Annotated in this window: 13 protein-coding genes; 5 read left to right on the top strand and 8 right to left on the bottom strand. The window is 67.6% G+C overall.

What is annotated here, in order from left to right; translation table 11 throughout:
* Positions 1 to 111 precede the first annotated feature (111 nt).
* The 3 genes from DBV14_RS29020 (at position 112) to DBV14_RS29010 (ending at position 2,676) form a co-directional block, all read left to right on the top strand.
* The gene (locus DBV14_RS29020; RefSeq protein WP_260397267.1) at positions 112 to 384 is read left to right on the top strand and encodes a helix-turn-helix transcriptional regulator; all 273 of its coding nucleotides are present in this window, start codon (positions 112 to 114) and stop codon (positions 382 to 384) included.
* Positions 365 to 1,594 (top strand): type II toxin-antitoxin system HipA family toxin, encoded by a 1,230-nt coding sequence (locus tag DBV14_RS29015; RefSeq protein WP_260397266.1) that lies wholly within the window; start codon positions 365 to 367, stop codon positions 1,592 to 1,594. The genes DBV14_RS29020 and DBV14_RS29015 overlap by 20 nt, the downstream gene beginning before the upstream one ends.
* Positions 1,595 to 1,884: 290 nt before the next feature.
* Complete coding sequence (locus DBV14_RS29010; protein WP_124464693.1) at positions 1,885 to 2,676, top strand: alpha/beta fold hydrolase; 792 nt, start codon at positions 1,885 to 1,887, stop codon at positions 2,674 to 2,676.
* Between the two features lie 77 nt (positions 2,677 to 2,753).
* On the opposite strand, the gene DBV14_RS29005 is transcribed toward DBV14_RS29010, so the two are convergent.
* The 6 genes from DBV14_RS29005 to DBV14_RS28980 form a co-directional block, all read right to left on the bottom strand.
* Positions 2,754 to 3,800, bottom strand: coding sequence for a porin (locus DBV14_RS29005; RefSeq protein WP_124464691.1), 1,047 nt, complete (start codon positions 3,798 to 3,800; stop codon positions 2,754 to 2,756).
* A 145-nt stretch (positions 3,801 to 3,945) separates the two neighbouring features.
* Entirely contained in the window at positions 3,946 to 4,923 is a 978-nt protein-coding gene (locus DBV14_RS29000; RefSeq protein ID WP_185546157.1) for a tripartite tricarboxylate transporter substrate binding protein, read from the bottom strand.
* A 46-nt stretch (positions 4,924 to 4,969) separates the two neighbouring features.
* Complete coding sequence (locus tag DBV14_RS28995) at positions 4,970 to 6,175, bottom strand: DUF5624 domain-containing protein (protein WP_124464687.1); 1,206 nt, start codon at positions 6,173 to 6,175, stop codon at positions 4,970 to 4,972.
* Positions 6,172 to 7,341 (bottom strand): hypothetical protein, encoded by a 1,170-nt coding sequence (locus DBV14_RS28990; protein WP_124464685.1) that lies wholly within the window; start codon positions 7,339 to 7,341, stop codon positions 6,172 to 6,174. The genes DBV14_RS28995 and DBV14_RS28990 overlap by 4 nt, the downstream gene beginning before the upstream one ends.
* 3 nt (positions 7,342 to 7,344) lie before the next feature.
* Complete coding sequence (locus DBV14_RS28985; RefSeq protein WP_124464683.1) at positions 7,345 to 8,223, bottom strand: amidohydrolase; 879 nt, start codon at positions 8,221 to 8,223, stop codon at positions 7,345 to 7,347.
* Positions 8,220 to 9,104, bottom strand: a complete 885-nt coding sequence (locus DBV14_RS28980; protein ID WP_124464680.1) for an HpcH/HpaI aldolase/citrate lyase family protein — start codon at positions 9,102 to 9,104, stop codon at positions 8,220 to 8,222. The genes DBV14_RS28985 and DBV14_RS28980 overlap by 4 nt, the downstream gene beginning before the upstream one ends.
* A gap of 74 nt (positions 9,105 to 9,178) precedes the next feature.
* Between DBV14_RS28980 and DBV14_RS28975 the strand changes: the two genes are divergently transcribed.
* Both DBV14_RS28975 and DBV14_RS28970 read left to right on the top strand, forming a co-directional pair.
* The gene (locus tag DBV14_RS28975) at positions 9,179 to 10,102 is read left to right on the top strand and encodes a LysR substrate-binding domain-containing protein (protein WP_185546156.1); all 924 of its coding nucleotides are present in this window, start codon (positions 9,179 to 9,181) and stop codon (positions 10,100 to 10,102) included.
* Between the two features lie 136 nt (positions 10,103 to 10,238).
* Positions 10,239 to 15,482: an autotransporter outer membrane beta-barrel domain-containing protein gene (locus DBV14_RS28970; RefSeq protein WP_124464676.1), complete on the top strand. Its 5,244-nt coding sequence runs from the start codon at positions 10,239 to 10,241 to the stop codon at positions 15,480 to 15,482.
* Between the two features lie 46 nt (positions 15,483 to 15,528).
* On the opposite strand, the gene DBV14_RS28965 is transcribed toward DBV14_RS28970, so the two are convergent.
* Together DBV14_RS28965 and DBV14_RS28960 are read right to left on the bottom strand one after the other, a co-directional pair.
* Positions 15,529 to 16,221, bottom strand: coding sequence for a TetR/AcrR family transcriptional regulator (locus DBV14_RS28965; protein ID WP_124464674.1), 693 nt, complete (start codon positions 16,219 to 16,221; stop codon positions 15,529 to 15,531).
* 102 nt (positions 16,222 to 16,323) lie between these two features.
* Entirely contained in the window at positions 16,324 to 17,745 is a 1,422-nt protein-coding gene (locus tag DBV14_RS28960; RefSeq protein WP_124464671.1) for a carotenoid oxygenase family protein, read from the bottom strand.
* Positions 17,746 to 17,798: the final 53 nt, after the last annotated feature.

Raw genomic sequence — 17,798 nt, 5'->3', positions numbered from 1 at the left:
GAATCCGGCTATGGATATGCGGTGAAGGGCTTTGCTGTTCCACTGGCGTTCGCGGAAAAAAGATGTCCTTTTTGATGGACATTCTTTGAGTATGGTCACAAAATGTGGCGTATGAAGGACAAAATCCGCCTGCCTGTCGAGCTGGGTCTGGCCATCCAACGCGCACGAAAAGAAGGCCGCCTGAAGGCGACGGACATTGCCGCGCGCTCGGGCCGCGCGCGCAACGTGCTCTATCGCCTGGAACGGGGGGAGGACATCACCCTTGCTTCGCTTTTCGACATCCTGCGCGCCATGGATCTCACGATCCGCCTGGAGAGCCTCGGCATGCCGACGCTGGAGGAGGTCACGGAGCGCTTCGGACAGGATGACGACGATGCTTCCTGAAAAAATCAGGCAGCTCGATGTCGAGATCGCCGGCGCGCCGGCCGGACAACTGCTCAAGCACTCGGTCTACGAGTTCCGGTATCTCGACGCCCGTGTGGAGCAGCCTTCGGTCGCGTTGCTGATGCCACCGGTCCGGCCGACCTACCAGGACGGCGACCTCTTCGCCGTGATGGACCAGAACCTGCCCGAGGGCGACCTGTACCTGCGTCTGCGAGAGATGTTCCCCAAGCAGCAACTCACGCCGATGCACCTGCTCGCGGTGGCGGGTTCCAACGGCATCGGGCGCCTGGGTTTTCGGCTGCCGGGGGCGCAGCCGGTTGCGGCGCCCCGGATCATCGAGCGCAAGACCTTGCTCGGCACCCGCTACACGCCCGAGGTGTTCGACGAACTGGTGCGCGCCTACCTGAGCACCGGCGCCGGCATTGCCGGCATGCAGCCCAAGATCATGGTGCCGGACCGGGTCAGCATTCCGGTGCCCACGATCATCGTGAAGGCCGCAGCGCCGTCCTATCCGGATCTGTCGGCCAACGAGTTCATGTGCCTGACGGCCGCCGGCCATGCAGGCATCGAGACGCCCACATTCGACCTCTCGGACGACGGGCATCTGCTGCTGGTCGACCGGTTCGATATCGGGGCGGACGGGGCGCGCATCGGATTCGAGGACATGGCGGCGCTGATGAGTCTTCGGGTGCGGGACATCCAGTCCGATCGTAAGTACCAGGGGAGCTATCAGCGCATCGCCGAGCTGATGCAGTACCTGCAGATGCCCAGCGATAACCTCGAGCGCTTCTTCGAGCAGGTGGCGTTCAGCATCATGCTGCGCAATGGCGACGGCCACCTCAAGAACTACGGTGTGCTCTACACCTCGGCCGCCGATTGCCGCCTTGCGCCGATGTTCGACGTGGTGACAACTGCGCTCTACCGGTACACACGCTATGAAGGCGGCCCCGAGCTCGAGGACCGCACCATGGCGCTCAAGCTCTTCGCCGGCAAGGGCCACACGAAGGCCTACCCGACGACCGAGGAGTTGCTGCTGTTCGGCAGCAAGGTCTGCGGGGTCGCAAAGCCGAAGCTCGTTCTCGCGCGAATCGCAGAAGGGATGCGCAAGACGCTGCGAAAGGCGGCGCGTGACCCACGCATCCCGAAAGACCTGCTTGAAAAGATGCGAGACATCTGGACCGACGGGATGACCCACGCCAAGGCGAGGTAGCTCCCCGACACCGTGCGCCTTGGCCAGCATGCCGCTGGGGCGCCAAAGAAAACTCCTTGTGCCTTGCCAGCGCGGCGTCGAGTTGCGCGATCGCTTCCTTTGACGGTTGAAGAGATGGCACGCCCCTTCCCCGGGCTCCATCCAAACAAGTTCAAAAATAAATAGTTGACACTTAAACTATTCGAGCTTAAATTTACGTCGCCGCGAAAGTTTTGTGTGCGGCTTTCAGTGGCATCACCTTCTACGCACTCGTTCAACCAGCGTGCCAAGGCGCGCATCAGGAGTCGCAAATGTCCGTGTCCAAGATCGCAAAACTCTTCGCCGTCACTCTCAGCGCCGCCGCCGTCGTCACGGCCGGTGCCGCCTCCGCCGCTGCGCCGGCAAAGCCCAGCGTCGTGCTCGTGCACGGCGGCTTCGTCGATGGGTCCGGCTGGGAAGGCGTCCACAAGATCCTCACGAAGCAGGGGTACGAGGTTTCCATCGTGCAGAACCCGACCATTTCGCTGGCCGACGACGTTGCCGTCACCAAGCGCGTGATTGCGGCGCAGAAGGGGCCGGTGGTTCTGGTCGGCCACTCCTACGGCGGTGTCGTCGTTTCCGAGGCGGGCAACGACGAGAAGGTGGCGGGCCTGGTCTACATCGCCGCCTTCGCTCCCGACAAGGGCGAGTCGGTCGATTCGCTGATCAAGAACCCGCCGCCCGGCGCGCCGGTGCCCCCGATCCTTGCGCCGGTCGACGGCTTCCTGATGCTCGACAAGCCCAAGTTCGCCGCCTCTTTCGCTGCCGACGTGAAGCCCGAAACGGCCGCCTTCATGGCCAATTCGCAAGTGCCGTGGGGCGTCGCCGCGCTGGGCGGCGCGGTGAGCGAGCCCGCGTGGAAGTCGAAGCCCAGCTGGTACCTCGTGGCCAAGGACGACAAGATGATTCCGCCGCCGGCGCAGCGCAACATGTCCAAGCGCGCGGGGGCGGTGGTCACTGAAGTGCCGGGCAGCCACGCGGTGTATGTGTCGAACCCCAGGGCCGTTGCGGCGCTGATCAGGCAGGCGGCCGACAAGGTGGCGGTTGCCGCGGCGGCCAGGTAATGCGCACCGGTCGGCGGGGCCGATGCATCGGCCCCGCTGCCACCGGGCATGTAAGCGAGTGAAGAAGAAGAACGCAATCAGAAGCTGTGAGAGATGCCGAACTGCACCCCGCGCGCCGGACGGCCCGGTGTGCTGGCCGGCGCCGAGTCGCTCACGACGTAGGCCGCGTTGCCGCGATTGCGAATCAGCGAGTAGGTGCCGTACAGCGCGGTGCGCTTGCTGAGGTAGTGCACGTAGCCGATGGCGTACTGGGTTGCATCGTCGTCGTCCAGGCCCGGCCCCGAACGGTTGGAGCGCGCCACCGAGGCCTTGATCACGCCGGGACCGACCGGCACGCTCACCCCCAGCATCGTGTTGACCTGCTTGTCGCCCTCGGCCTTCTGCCGGTAGTAGTTGGCGTAGAGCTTGGCGAGTCCGAAGTCGTAGGTGCCGCCGATGCTCGCCACGCGGTAGTCGTTGGGGCCGACCGGGGTGACTCCGTAGGCAACCGCCACATCGGCCGTGCCGTTGGTCCAGCCCAGGCGTCCGCCGCGGTAGCGGGCGCCGTCGTCGCCTTCGGGCAGCGCGTACATCGCCTGTCCATAGAAACCGCCCAGGCCCTTGGGCAGGAAGTAGCCCACGGAGTTGTTGGCGCGTGTCAGCGTGCGTGCACCGACCAGGCCGAAGGGCCAGCCCTCGATGATGTTGGCCGAGCCGCCGACACCCACGGTGCCGAAGGGCGAGAACTGCGAGATGTTCCAGAAGGTAGGCGTGTAGTCGCGACCGAGCCGCAGTTCGCCGAAGCTGTTGTGCGAGATGCTCATGGTGGAGCGGCGATGAAAACCGACGCCCTGTATCTCGCCGGTGTCGGGCAGCAGTGCCATCTCGAGCCAGAAGCTCGCGGCCAGCCCGCCACCCAGGTCTTCCGTGCCCCGAAAGCCGAGGCGGCTGGGAAAGATGTTGCCACCCTGGTCCATCGACTTGACCGAGCGCCCATCGCTCCTGGTGTAGGTGATGTTCATGTCCAGCGTGCCGAACAGTTGCACGCTCGATTGCGCCGTGGCGCTCGCGCTGGCGGCGAAGCAGAGCGCGCCGGTCACGGCGTGCGACAGCCGGCGGCGAAATGGCAGAGTGTGTTTTTTCATGCGTGTCTCCTCGTTGTAAAAAATGGCATGCGGCGGCGCACGGCACCTGTGTTGCAGGTGCCGCGTCGTGGCGCGAAAAACGGAAAGCGGAAAGCGGGGGAAGAAATGAAACGGGGCGCGGCGCGTAGCCGGGCCCGGGGCACCGTCAGTCGATGCGGATGTTCTTGGCCTTGATCAGGCGGCCCATGGCCTGGGCTTCGCGGTCGACGGCGGCCGCGGCTTCGGCGGGCGTGCTGCCGATGGGGTCGAGGCCCGCTTCATTGATGAGCCTGACCATCTCGGGCGAGTGCGTGATGGCGACGATTTCTTTGTTCAAGCGCGCCACCACCGCCGGCGGCGTCTTGGCGGGCACCCAGAAGCCCAGCCAGGTGAACACCTCGACGCCCGGGTAGGTTTCAGACAGCGTGGGCACGTCGGGCATGGCCGGGCTGCGCTTGCTGCCGGTATAGGCCAGGGCCTTGAGCCGCCCCGACTTGATGTTGGCCAGCGCCGAGACCGGTGGCTCGAAGCCCAGTTGCACCTGGCCGCCGAGCAGGTCCGGCGCCGCGCTCTGCTTGTAGGGCACGTGCAGCAGTTCGATGCCCGCGGCTTCCTGGAACAGCTCGAAGCCCAGGTGCGAGGTGGTGCCGGAGCCGTACGAGGCAAACGAGATCTTGCCCGGCTCGCGCTTGGCCAGCGCCACCAGCTCGGGAATGTTCTTCGCCGACACGGCGCTGTTGGCCACGATGAACGAGCCGCCCTTGAGCGCCTGTGTCACGGGCACCAGGTCGTGCTTCGCATCGTAGGGCATCTTCGAGAGCAGGAACGGCGTCATGGTGAACGGGTTGCTGGTCGAGAACAAAATCGTGTAGCCGTCGGGCGTCGCCTTGGCCACCGCATCGGTGCCGATGGAGGCCAGCGCGCCGGGCCGGTTCTCGACCACCACCGGCGTCTGCAGCGCGCGGCCGAGCCGGTCCGCATAGGCGCGCGCGAAGATGTCGGAGCCGACACCCACGGGCGTGGGCGTGATGATCTTGATGGGCCGCGACGGCCAGGGCGCGCCCTGGCCCCAGGCCGATGCAATGGGTGCGAGTGCGCTCGACGAGGCCAGCACGGCGAGCAGCGAGTGAATGAGCTTCTTCATGGTTTGTCTGTCTCCAGGATCTTGTAGTTGCAACCGCACGCAGGGCTCAGGGCAAAGGCGGCAAAGGCGGCAAGGGTGGATACGGCGTGCCGTCCAGTCCCGGCACCGTGACCCGTGCCGGGTCGTTGCCATTCGCCTGCAGCTGCTCGACGGCGTAGTCGGTCACGCAGCCCGAGAGCAGTTGGCGCGGGTCTTCGAGCACCACGCGCAGCCGCGTGTTCAGCGCGCGCCAGTCGTTCGGTCCGGCAATGGCCGGCATTTCGCCGACCGCGCGGGTGTTGGCATCGAGCACGGGGCGCACGGTCGACGAGGGCTCGTAGCGCGGATAGCCGTCGTACATCAGCGAACCCAGTTCGCTGACGGCGCGCGTGTGAGCCCACAGCTGGCGCATCGGCGTCTCGAAGGCACGCACGGCGGCAACGTCTGCGCCGGGCTGGAACTCGCCGCCGACGTGCGGCGCAATGAAGAGCCGGTCGAGCGAGAGGGTGTGGCGCGAGGCGCCGAGGATCATGGCGCACACCGAGTTGGTGGTCCAGGTCACGCCCGCGGTCGGCCGGCCCTGCCGGCCCACGACCAGCGCCATGGCGCGCGACCAGTCGATGGCATGGCGGTCGAGCCAGCCGATCACGCGGTGGCTGATGTCCATGCCGACCAGGAAGAAGGTCGCGATCATCACTGCATTCATCGGCACGGTGGCGCCGACGGCGGAGCCCGTGCCTTCGAGGTAGTGCGTGCGCATGTCCTCGGCGGTGAAGAGCGCGGGTTGCGCCAGCACGCGCTGCAGGTAGCGCTCGGTCAGCACGCACGAGTAGTCGACCAGCTCGGCGATCTTCTGTTCGCGGCCGCTGTAGGCCGGCACGGCGATGGTGTCGCGCCACAGGGCGACCGAGTTGGCGCCGCGCGCAATGCGCGTGGCGGCCAGCAGGCGCTCGGCCTCCTTGCGCCACAGCGGGCCTTCGGGATCGACCATGCGCATCTTGAGAATCGACGCCACGGCGGGCCCGTGGTGCGAGATGCCGGCAAGCTCCTTGAAGCCGCGCGTGGACAGCCGGAAGCCTTCGACCTCGGGGTCGCGGCCGTTGCCGGGGAACAGCACCACGTCGGCGCTGGTGGCCACGATGAGCGGGTCGCCGGCCGTTGCAGCGCCGGTCAGCGCGGCCAGGTTCGCGCCGATGCCTTGCGGTCCGCCCGTGTAGGTCTCGAAGAGCCGCAGCAGCTCGGGACTCTGGTGCGGGTTGAATGGCGCGTTCATGCGGGCTCCTTGTCTTCTGCTGCTGTTGCCGCAGCTGTCGCAGCTTCCAGGTCGAGCCGATAGACGCGGCTCGGCGTGCGAAACCGCACCTCGCCGCTGAGGCTGTTCGTGACCACCATGTAGCGCTGGCCTTCCGCCTCGAAGCAGGTTGCGTCGGTGCCGCCCGAGGTCGGAAATTCAGCCACGGGCACCATGAGCCCCTCGTGCATGCGCAAGATCGTCGATTGCAGCCGCGGGATCGGCGCCTCGCGCGTGCCATGCAGGAAGTTGATCTGCACCAGCCGTCCGCCGTCCGGCGTCGGTATCCAGTCGAACTCGCGGCCGCCGGGACCGCTGAGCACCTGGTACGGCTCGAAGCGGCCGTTGGTCCAGCGGTGCAGCACGGTTTCTTCGTGCAGGCAGGCGAATGCAAGCCAGGTGGCGCCCGCCGTCTCGAAGCAGCGGAAGGCGCGTCCGCTCTTGCCGTCGAACGCCTGGAACGGCTCGAAGGTTTCGCCGTTCCAGCGCAGCAGTTGCGAAGGCACCGCATGGTCGGCATAGGCCAGCAGCTTGTGTCCTTCGACCTCGAAGAAGGCCCAGTTGTAGCCCCAGCCCGAACGCACGGTCTGGTGCTTGGCGAAGCGCTCGCCGTCCCATTCGAAGATGCACGATTCGTCGCCCGGCGCCAGCGGTGTGTCGCCATGGGTCACGCCTTGCGCAAGCGCCAGGAAATGCCGTGGCCCGATCTCGAAATGAACCCACTGCTTGGCCGCCGAGGTCGGCACGCGCTGGAAGACCTCGAAGCGGCCGTCCACCAACTCGAAGATGGTCGAGTGCGTGTCCAGCGAATACGGGCCCGAGCCGGTGCGCAGGCTGGCGGTGGCAAGGAAGGCGCGCGTGCCGATGCGGAAGAACTCGGCGTCTTCGCCACCCGGCACCGGAAGGCGCGTGTGTTCGACGAAGCGGCCGCCTTCCCAGCGGTAGACCAGCGCTTCCACGTCGCTGTTGCCCAGCGTCATCTGCGCGGGCTGGCCGGCAATGTCCTGGGCCAGTTGCGGCACCACGAGGTAGCGCGTGCCCTCGTGTTCGAAGACCTCCGCGGCGCGCGCGCCCGAGGTGTCGAGCTCCTGGAGGCAATGCACGAGGGCGCCGCTTTCGATGTCGGGGCTGGTGTTGGTATTGGTCATGGTTCAGAAGCCGAACAGGCGCGTGGGGTTGTCGGCCAGCACCTTGCGGCGCGCGGCGGCATCGGGAATCCAGTCGCCCAGCAGGTTCAGCAGTTCGCCGGTGTCGCGTCCGCCTTCGGGAATGTGCGGCCAGTCGCTGCCCCAGATGACGCGCTCGGGCACCGCATCGACGATGGCCTGCGCGAGCGGCCGCAGCCGCGCGTAGTTGCCGTCCTTCGCGAGCCGGTACGGGCCCGAGAGCTTGAACCAGCCCCGGCCATCGGCAACGGCGCGCAGCAGGCGGTCGAAGTCGGCGCGGGTCAGGCCGTCGCTTTCCAGCATGTAGCCCATGTGGTCGATCACGAAATCGGTCTCCAGGTCGGGCAGCACCGGAATCAGGTCGCGCACCACCCAGCCGGGTGTGTAGAACTGGACGTGCCAGCCGAGCGGCCGGATGCGCCGGATGCTGCGCTCGATGTAGCCGCGCAGCTCGGCCACGGGGAGCTTTGCGCGCAGGAAAAGGTCCAGGCGCAGCGCCCGCACGCGGCGCGCATGCATGGCGCGCAAGGCTTCTTCGGGCACGTCGTCGTCGACCATGGCCACGCCGCGCGCGCGGTCGCCGGCGGCGTCGAGCGCATCGAGCATGCAGCGGTTGTCGGTGCCGTAGAAGCTGGGCTGGACGATCGCGAAGCGCTCGATGCCGAGCACGCCGAGCGCGCCTTGAAGCTGCTCGAGGTTGCCGTCGGGCAGCGTGTAGTGCGGCTGGTCGACGCGCGGGTAGCGCCCGGCGGGCCCGAAGACGTGCACGTGCGCATCGCAGGCCCCGGCGGGAACCTCGAAGGCCGCGCGGGTCAGGGTCTGCGCGTCGCGCATGGGCTTGGAGGTCAGTATCTCGTGGGTCATGGTCGAACGGTGGCGAGAGAAGAAAGAGAAGAGGGCGAGCAAGACGGAACGACGGACGCATGCGCCGTCAGCGCGCCGCGCACCCGCTCCTGCATCGCGGCGAGCAATACGTCGGTGTCGATCCCGGTCATGAGGAAGGGCGCCGCGCCGCGCGCCAGCAGCTCGGTGTTCAGCGCCGCATCGGCAATGCCGCCGATCGACAGCGGCTTGCCGGCACGCGCGCAGGCCGCGAGCGCGCTGTCAAGCGCCTGCCGCACCAGCGGATGGCGGTAGTCGCCGGGCACGCCCAGCTCGGCGCTCAGGTCGTTGCAGCCGATGCTCACCAGGTCGACGCCGGGCACCCGCGCAATCGCCTCGGCGTTCTCGATGCCCAGCGGGCTTTCGATCAGCACGTTGACGACCACGGTGTCGTTGGCCAGGCGGTAGGTCTCGGCGGCGGCAAGGCGCCGGTAGCCGAACTGCGGCAGCGCGGCAATGGCCGAGCGATGGCCGTGCGGCGGAAAGCGGCAGGCCGAAGCCAGGTCGGCGGCCTGCGCGGCGGTTTCGACGCGCGGAAAGATGAGGCCCGAGGCACCCGCGTCGAGCAGCCGGCCGATGGCGCCGTATTCGCGCTCCGGCACGCGCACCAGCGCCATCAGGCCGAGGTCGTGCGCGGCGGCGCAAATGGCGCCCGCCGCGTCGAGCGGAATGGTGCTGTGCTCCAGGTCGATCCAGATGGCGTGGTTGCCGGCGGCCTTGGCCAGCCGGGCCACATCGGGCGTGCGCGCCATGCGGATGCCGAAGGCCGTCAGCGGCTCGCCACGGGCCAGCCCCTGCATGAGCGGGTGGCCCTGGAAGGGGGGCGATGCAGGGTGCTCCTGCGGCTTGTCTCTGCTTGTCATGCAGGCATCGTAGGCAAGCTGGCTTATATTTGGAAATACTGTTTATTGTGTGTTTTCCATACTCGGTAGATATCATGGAATTGCGCCATCTCCGCTACTTCGTCGCGGTTGCCGAAGAGCTCAACTTCACCCGTGCCGCACAGCGGCTGCACATGGCGCAGCCACCGCTGAGCGTGCAGATCCAGGCGCTCGAAGAAGAGCTCAAGGTGCGGCTGCTCGAGCGCGACAAGCGTCGCGTTTTCCTCACGCAGGCGGGCCGCCACTTCCTGGAACGGGCGCGCGGCATCCTGCAAGCGGTGGAGTCGGCCAAGGGCGAGGCGCAGAGCGCGGCCTCGGGCGAGGTCGGGAGCATCGCGCTGGGCTACACGGCGTCTTCGATGCTGTCGCCGGCGCTGCCCGCCGCCATTCTTCGCTTCCGGCGCCTGAACACGCGGGTGGTGCTCACGCTGAAGGAAATGACTTCGCTGGACCAGCTCGATGCCGTGCACGGTCGCGGGCTCGACGTCGCGGTACTGCGCCGGCCGAATGTGGAGATTCCCACCGGCCTGATCGTGGAAGAGTGGTACCAGTCGCCACTGACGGCCATCGTGCCGCGCGATCACCCGCTCAGCGGCAAGCCGCTGCGCATTGCCGACCTGCGCGACGAACCCCTGGTGATGTACCCGCGCAATGCGGGCATCGGCCTGTACTGGAAAGTGCAGGACCTGTGCGCCAAGGCCGGCTTCCGGCCACGCATGGTGCAGGAGGCGCGCGAGGCATCGACCATCGCGGGGCTGGTGGCGGCGGGTGTCGGCATTGCGCTGGTCCCGAGCGACACGCGCTGCATCCAGCTGGACGGGGTCGTCTACCAGACGGTGCTCGACAAGGAGGCGGTGTCGAGCCTGTACCTGGCGCACCGGCAGTCGGACCCGAACCCCTATGTCGGATTGATCTTGAAGGAGCTTCGCGCGGCGCTGAAGCGCAAGCCGGCGCGACGCGCGAAGCGGCAAGACGCGTAGTTCAAAAAAGGGGGCCGTCATTGGACTTTAGTCCAATGCGCCGCGCAAAAGCGATGCGTAGGATCGCGCGGCCGTGCACCCGCCGCGGCACCGCCGTGCCTCGTCAGGCCACAAGAAAAAAGCAGGAGAAAACCCCATGAACCGCGTCTATCGCCTTGTCTTCAACCGGGCGCGGGGCATGCTGCAAGCGGTCCCGGAAATCGCGCAGGCGTCTGGCGGCAGCGTGTCCGGCACGGCGCGGGGCGCCAGGCGCCGCCTTGTGGCGCGCCGTGGGCGCATCGCGGCGATGAGGGCGGCCGTTCTGGCGCTGGCCATCACGATGCCCGCGGGCGCCGTCCTCGCACAGACGCGGCCCTCGGGGGGATCGATCTTCACCGGCAACGGCAGCATCAACATGCCGTCCGCCGGTGTTTTGTCCGTGGTCCAGACTTCACCGTTCCTGGGCATGAGTTGGGGAAGCTTCGATGTAGGTGCGGGCGGACAGGTGAGCTTCGATCAGCCGCTCGCCTCGTCGACCGCCCTCAATGAGATCGCCAGCGGGTTGCTCACCGGCATCGACGGGAGCATCAGGTCGAACGGGAGGGTTTTCATCACCAATCCCGACGGCATCGTCGCACGCTCGGGCGCAACGCTCGCGACGGGGTCGCTGTTGCTGACGTCGCTGGGCATCACGCGTGTCGGCATCAGCGACAACTATCGGCTGGAGAGCGGCAATGCGCCACTGGCAATCATCTTCAACAGCGGAGAAATCACGGCGGCCTCCGGCGGCTCGGTGGCTCTTGTCGGTCGCGCCGTGCGGAACGGCAACCGCATCGTCGCGGCCGGGGGGCGCATCGAGCTGACCGCGGCCAGCCGTGCGGAACTCGTTGCCGACAGCCTGGGACGGGCGGTGGTCACGATTGCAGCCAATGGCGCGCTCCAGGGCAGCCAGGACGCCACCTTGCCCGCCGTCGAGAACACCGGAACACTGCAAGCCGACGACGGCATGATCGTGCTGCAGGCGCAAGCCGCACCGGGGGTGTTCGCTCGACTGGTCGGCAACAGCGGCACGGTCCAGGCCCGATCGACCAGTGCAAACACCATCGGCAGCGTGACGCTGAGCGCAAGCGGTGGCGCTGTCGTCACGAGCGCAACGAGCGTGATCGACGTGAGCGGAGTCCGGGGAGGGCAAGTCGCCCTGTACTCCAACACCGGGGTGTCGGTCGGCGGATCGATCAATGCAACGGGCACCACATCGGGCGGAGCCATCAGCATGGAAGGCGGCCCGATCGACTTCGCAAGCGGGCACAGGGTCGACGCGGGTTCCGGCGTGATCAGGCTCTCATCGAGCGGCGCGATCACGCAGGCCGTGGGAACGGGAGCGATTCTGGGCGGCACCCTGAGGGGAAATTCCGGGGGGAAGACGAGCCTCGATGGCAACAACGCGATTGGCGACCTCAACGGTTTTTCGGCCGCGGGTTTCAGCCTGACCAACGCGCGGGCGCTCTCTGTCTCCGGCTCGCTCGATGGCCAGGCCAGCGTGGCCCTGACGGTGAACGGCGGCCTGACGCTCGGCGGCGACGTCAGTGGCCGCGACATGGTTCTCGATGCGATGGGCGCCATCGTGCAGGTCAGCGGGACCCTCACGGCCGACAAGCTCCGGGGCAATTCGGCGGGGAATGCGACGCTGGGCAATCCCAACAACCAGATCGCCGAGGTGGCCTATTTCTACAGCGCGGGCGCGCTGAGCCTGAACACCGGCCGCGCATTGACCATCAGCGGCGATGTCTTGGCGCGCACGTTCACTCTCGATGCCGCCAACGGCACCGTCGTCACGGGCTCGGTCGAGACCCGCGACACAAGCGGCAGCGGCACGACGGTCCGCGCGGGCACCTTGCAGATCGGCGACGGGGGGAGCCAGGGATCGATCTCGGGCGACGTCAAGCTCGACACGCAGCTCATCTTCAAGCGCAACGATGCCGTGTCCTTCGCGGGGAGCGTCAGCGGCGCGGGGTCGCTGACCCAGTCGGGCAGCGGCACGCTCACTTTGACGGGCGCCAGCACCTACAGCGGTGGTACCACGGTGGCCGCCGGCACGCTGCGCGTGAACAACACCACGGGCAGCGCCACCGGCAGCGGCACGGTTCAGGTCGACAGCGGTGCCGCTCTGGGCGGCGGCGGCACCATTGCCGGTGCCGTGCAGGTCGCCGACGGCGGCATGCTGTCGCCCGGCAACAGCCCCGGCACCCTGACGCTGGGCGCGCTGAGCCTGGGCAGCGGCGCCATCCTCAACTACGAACTCGGGCAGGCCGGGGCGCCCGGTGGCGCGCTCAACGACCTCATCGACGTCAAGGGCAACCTCGTACTGGGCGGCAAGCTCAATGTGGCCGAGTCCGCCGGCGGCAACTTCGGCCCCGGCCTGTACCGCCTCATCAAGTACGCCGGCTTGCTGACTGGCAACGGCCTTGCCTTCGGAACACTGCCGACCAGTGCAACGGCGGCGGACCTGCATGTGCAGACCTCCGTGACCGGAGAGATCAACCTGATCAACAGCAAAGGCGCCAGCCTCGACTTCTGGGACGGCAGCGACCCGGGCAAGTACAACGATGGCGCGGCCGGCGGCGGCTCCGGCACCTGGCGCCTCGGCAGCCCCCACGACGGCTGGGCCGATGCCGAAGGCAAGCTCAACGCCAGCTGGAAGCAGGACGGGTTCGCCATGTTCGGCGGCAAGGCCGGCACCGTCACGGTGGACAACGGCGGCGGCAACGTCAGCATCGGCGGCGCGCAGTTCTTTGCCGACGGCTATGTGGTCGGTGGCAACGCACTCACCCTCGGGCTCGCGAACACCGTCGTCAAGGTCGGCGACGGCACGGCCTCCGGCGCCGGCATGAAGGCCACCATCGACGCCGTGCTGACCGGCACCGGCGGGCTGGTGAAAGACGACATGGGCACGCTGGTCCTGAAAGGGGCCAACAACTATACCGGCGGAACGCAGGTCAAGGCGGGCGTGCTGCAAGGCAACACCACCAGCCTGCGGGGCAACATCGTCAACGATGCCGTGGTCACCTTCGACCAGCCGGTGGACGGCAGCTTTGCCGGCATGATGAGCGGCACCGGCAGCCTTCGCAAGATCGGTGGCGGCGAGCTGCTGATAACCACAGCCAACAGCTACGGCGGCGGCACGCTGATCGACGAAGGGACGGTGAACACCGCCGTCACCGGTGCGCTTGGCAGCGGCAACGTGCGGGTGGCCGGCGGCGCGGGCCTGGTCTTCAGCGGCAATGCCGATCCGGGCAGCCTGACGATCACCACGGCCCCGCGCGGCAACGGCGCCCGTGGCGGGTTCGTGGCGTTCGCCGGCAGCGGCTCCGCGGCGCGGACCGCCTTCGTCAACGACGCGGACGGCACGCTGGACATCACCGGCGTCACCGCTGGCGGCATGGCCATCGGCTCGCTCGCGGGCGGTGGCCGCGTGCTGCTTGGCGGCAAGGTGTTGACGACCGGCACCCTCGATACCAGCACCGAAGTTTCGGGCGTGATCTCTGGCGCCGGTGGTTCGCTGGTCAAGGTCGGCACGGGTGCGTTGACGCTCTCGGGCGCCAACACCTACACGGGCGGCACCGCGCTGCGGCAGGGGCGCTTGAATGTCGGCCACAGCCAGGCACTGGGCACCGGCACGCTGACGATGGACGACGACACCACGCTGGGCTTCAGCGCCAATGGCGTGACGATCGCCAACGCAATCAAGCTGACCGGCAACAACGACCCGATCATCGACACGGGCGCCTTCGACGGCGCGCTGAACGGCGGCATCAGCGGCGGCGGCTTCATCACCAAGCAGGGCACGGGCACGCTGACGCTGTCGGGTTCCAACACGTACACCGGCGCCACCAACGTGGCGCAAGGCACGCTGAAGGCGGGTGCGGTGAACACATTGAGCGCAGTCTCGGCACACAGCGTGGCAGCCGGTGCGACGCTCGACCTCGCAGGCTTCAACCAGAGCGTCGCATCGCTGGCCAACAGCGGCACGGTTTCTCTCGTGAGCGGCACGCCGGGCAGCACGCTGACCGTCAACGGCCCTTATGTCGGCAACAACGGCGTGCTGAAGCTGGGCGCTGCATTGAACGGCAGCGGCCCATCGGACCGACTGGTGCTCGACGGCGCGACGGCGGTTGCCAGCGGCAAGACTACGGTGCAGATCACCAACATCGGTGGCCTGGGTGCGTTGACCAGCGGCAACGGCATCGAGGTGATCACCGCGCAGAACGGCGCGACCACGACGGCGCAGACCACCAAGGACGCGTTCTCGCTGGCCGGCGGCCATGTCGATGCGGGGGCCTACGAATACCGCCTGAACGCCGGCGAAGCCAGCGGTGCCGGTGAGAACTGGTATCTGCGCTCCACCGCCCATTCAGGGTCTTCGGCAGTCGTCGCCTACCGGCGTGAAGCGGCGCTCTACGCGGCACTGCCGAACCAGCTGCGCCAGGGCAACCTTGCGATGCTGGGCGACGTGCGCAAGCGCGTGGGCGATGACGATGTGAAGGGCACGGCCACCGCACCCACGGGTTCGGATCGCCGCGCTTGGGCGCGTGTGCTCTCCACCGACATCGACATCCAGCAGGGCGGCGCCGTCTCGCCCACGAGCAAGGGTCGTTTGACCGGCTTCCAGGCCGGCACCGACCTGCTCGCCACGTCGAACTGGCGCGCAGGCATCTACGTCGGCCAGCTCGATGGCGATGCGCGCGTGAACGGTTTTGCCAGCGGCATCCGCAACCTGGGCGTGGGCCGCAACGACCTGCGCAGCCAGTACGTCGGCGTGTACGGCACCTACACCAGCGACAGCGGCTTTTACGCCGATGCGGTGGTGCAGTCGGGCCGCCATCGCTACACGGTCGAGCCGAGCTTCGGCGCCGGCGTGGGCGGCAAGGGCAACAGCTTGCTGGGCTCCATCGAAGTGGGCCAATCGTTCGCGATCGGAAACAGCGGCTGGAGCGTGGAGCCGCAACTGCAGTTGATTCACCAGCACCTGGACCTGGGCAACTCGCTGATCTCCGGCGCCGTGGTGCAGCCGCAAGCGGACAACGGCTGGATCGTGCGTGCGGGCGTTCGGGTGAAGGGGCAGATGGACACTGGCGTGGGCACGCTGCAGCCTTACGGCCGCTTCAACGTCTACAAGACCTCGAGCGGCATGGACGTCGCGCGCTTCACGACCGGCACAACCACTACCGACATCGGCGCGCCCACCGGTGGCACGAGCACCGAACTGGCGGGCGGCTTCACGCTGGCACTGAGCCAGACGACCAGCCTCTATGGCGAAGTCGGCAAGCTGTGGTCTTCAGGTGGTGATGCCAAGGTCAAGAGCGGAATCAACGGCTCGCTGGGCGTTCGCGTGAAGTGGTGAGCGGCTGAGCGAACCCGCCTTTAGCGCGCGCGCACGCGCTTCTCCGTCAGGTGGCCGGCCCCTGCAACGCAGCCAGGCAGAACTGCACGACGATCTCGCTCAACTGGCTCGACGTGGGGCGCTGTGTGGCCGATATGGGCAGCTTGCGGCCCTGCACGGCCAATGTCGCCAGGCCATGGGTTGCGGCCCAGACGGCGAAGGCCAGCTCTTCTTCGCTGAGCGTTCCGACCCGGGCACCGGGAAGAATCAACGCCACCGCGTTCCTGAGCAACTGAAAAGACGCACCGCTCGCCTGCATCAGCTCGGGGTATTGTTCGCGCCGCTCGATCTGCGGGCTGAACATCAGGTGAAAGCGGGCAGGGTGCGCCTGCGCAAATTCGACGTACCCCAGGATCACGGCCCGCAACCGCGTGGGGCCGTCATCGGCGTCCACTGAGTCCAGCCGCGTCATGCGCAACGACACCATGTCGCGGAAGGCCTGCGCGGCGATGGCCGCGAGCAGCCCGTTGCGGTCCTTGAAATGGTGGGCGGGCGCGCCCTGCGAAACGCCGGCGAGCCTGGCGGCGGCGCGCATGCTCATGCCTTCGACACCCTCCGTGTCGAGCAGGTGGGTGCCCCATGCAATGAGCGACGCGCGAAGGTCGCCGTGGTGCCACTGGCCTTCGGGCTTGGTGCTCCCCTCGGCGGGGGGCTTGGGCGCAGCCCTCGACGGGCGTTTTGCTGCAGCCGGTTTTGTCATAGGTCGAGCGATCTGCGTGTGTCCCGGAACACCGGGCAACTTCAAAACCGCTCATTTTGCCGCCTGGCAGGAAGTGCTTGTCGAGCAAGCTCCCTGCGTGCGTCAGGCTGCCGCGCGCCAGTTCCCGTGAAAGCCCGCGGGCACGCGGTGCGACAGGTGGGCCAGCGCGACGGGGCCCGATGCGATGCCGGTGGCGTCGAACACGGCCAGGTCGCTGCGGTTGTCCGCGCCGCGCCAGATGACCGACAGCAACCAGCCGTCGCCTTCTCCGGCATCGGCGTGCCGAGGCACGAAGATGGGCTCGCCGCAGTGGTCGCCCTGCGGCGGCAGCCATCGCGCGATGCGTCCGCTGGACAGGTCGATGTGGGCCAGGCCGCCGCTGGTGTCGCGCCCCTTGGTGGCTTCGGTAACGGCTGCCGCGCAGTAGTAGCCGTGCCGGTAGGGCTGCATGGCAAAGCGCTCGTCCAGGCGCGGGAACTCGCCGGGCAGGTCGTCCAGCGGTTGCTCGCGATAGCTTCCCGACGTACCGGCCAGGTCGAAGGTCCAGCGCACCAGCCGGGCCGTGGGCGGTTGGTCCGATGGCGGGCGGCCGTCGGGCAGCGGGAACAGCGGCGCCACTTCGTACTTCATCATGTCGCAGACGATCTTTCCGTCGGCGGTGTCGAAGCCGTTCATGGGATGGAACACGTAGCTGGGATCGCCGGTGAACCAGCGCACGTCGGCCGCCGAGCCGTCTCGCGGAACGATGCCGATGTGCGTGCCCTTGTCGGGCTCCCACGCATACCCGGGCCGGCCGCTTTGCACGCGCTCCATCGATCCCGTCAGCGGGAAGATCGGAAACAGCACGTGCGTGCGCGTGACCACGAAGTCGTGAACCATGCTGGGGAAGGGCGCGACGATGTGCACCGAGCGTTGCAGTGTGCCCGCGCGATCGACCACGTGCAGCATCAGGTCAGGCGTGAAGGGTCCGCGCGCGGCATAGCCGAAGAAGAGCATTTCGCCTGTGACCGGGTCCATCTTCGGGTGCGCGGTCATGGGGCCCGAGAGCTTGCCCGCGAAGTCGTGGTAGCCGCGCGGTTCCAGCGTCACCGGGTCGACCTCGAAGGGGGCGTGAACCTCTTCGAGCGCCAGCAGGCGGTCGCCGTGCCAAACCACGTTGGTGTTGGCCACCGTGGAGTTCAGCTCCAATATCCGCGGGTCGCTCAGGTGCCGGCTGCCCAGCGCGCCGGTCATTCCCTCGCCGTGTTCGTTTTCCATGGCCCATTTCGGCGTGCGCACCCAGCGGTTGCGGTAGGCCACGCGCCCGTTGTCGATATGGAACGCGTGCAGCATGCCGTCGCCCGAGAACCAGTGGTAGCGCCCCCGGGGCGCGAACTGCGGATTGGGTCCGTTGCGGTAGAGCGTGCCGCGCAGGCCCGGTGGCATCTCGCCGGTGATCGGCAGGTTGGGTGCATCGGCCTCCGTGTGAAGCGGAGCGTAGTAGCCGCGCAGAAAGGGATCGTCGCTCGGGAATGCCTTGGCCATGGGGTGTCTCCGTTTTTTGGGGGTGAGGCGATGCGGTGCGATGGGATAGAGGC

Origin of the sequence: Variovorax sp. KBW07 (assembly GCF_003852515.1) — a bacterium.
In the GTDB taxonomy this organism is placed as follows: Bacteria; Pseudomonadota; Gammaproteobacteria; order Burkholderiales; family Burkholderiaceae_C; genus Variovorax.
This window is presented reverse-complemented; position numbering and strand designations above follow the sequence as displayed.

Excerpts from the sequence above, each read along its gene's own strand:
- DBV14_RS28965 (WP_124464674.1), bottom strand. The coding sequence starts at position 16,221 with ATGACAAAACCGGCTGCAGCAAAACGCCCGTCGAGGGCTGCGCCCAAG.
- DBV14_RS28970 (WP_124464676.1), top strand. The coding sequence starts at position 10,239 with ATGAACCGCGTCTATCGCCTTGTCTTCAACCGGGCGCGGGGCATGCTG.
- DBV14_RS29020 (WP_260397267.1), top strand. The coding sequence starts at position 112 with ATGAAGGACAAAATCCGCCTGCCTGTCGAGCTGGGTCTGGCCATCCAA.
- DBV14_RS28980 (WP_124464680.1), bottom strand. The coding sequence starts at position 9,104 with ATGACAAGCAGAGACAAGCCGCAGGAGCACCCTGCATCGCCCCCCTTC.
- DBV14_RS28975 (WP_185546156.1), top strand. The coding sequence starts at position 9,179 with ATGGAATTGCGCCATCTCCGCTACTTCGTCGCGGTTGCCGAAGAGCTC.
- DBV14_RS28995 (WP_124464687.1), bottom strand. The coding sequence starts at position 6,175 with ATGAACGCGCCATTCAACCCGCACCAGAGTCCCGAGCTGCTGCGGCTC.
- DBV14_RS29010 (WP_124464693.1), top strand. The coding sequence starts at position 1,885 with ATGTCCGTGTCCAAGATCGCAAAACTCTTCGCCGTCACTCTCAGCGCC.
- DBV14_RS28990 (WP_124464685.1), bottom strand. The coding sequence starts at position 7,341 with ATGACCAATACCAACACCAGCCCCGACATCGAAAGCGGCGCCCTCGTG.
- DBV14_RS28960 (WP_124464671.1), bottom strand. The coding sequence starts at position 17,745 with ATGGCCAAGGCATTCCCGAGCGACGATCCCTTTCTGCGCGGCTACTAC.
- DBV14_RS29005 (WP_124464691.1), bottom strand. The coding sequence starts at position 3,800 with ATGAAAAAACACACTCTGCCATTTCGCCGCCGGCTGTCGCACGCCGTG.
- DBV14_RS29015 (WP_260397266.1), top strand. The coding sequence starts at position 365 with ATGACGACGATGCTTCCTGAAAAAATCAGGCAGCTCGATGTCGAGATC.
- DBV14_RS28985 (WP_124464683.1), bottom strand. The coding sequence starts at position 8,223 with ATGACCCACGAGATACTGACCTCCAAGCCCATGCGCGACGCGCAGACC.
- DBV14_RS29000 (WP_185546157.1), bottom strand. The coding sequence starts at position 4,923 with ATGAAGAAGCTCATTCACTCGCTGCTCGCCGTGCTGGCCTCGTCGAGC.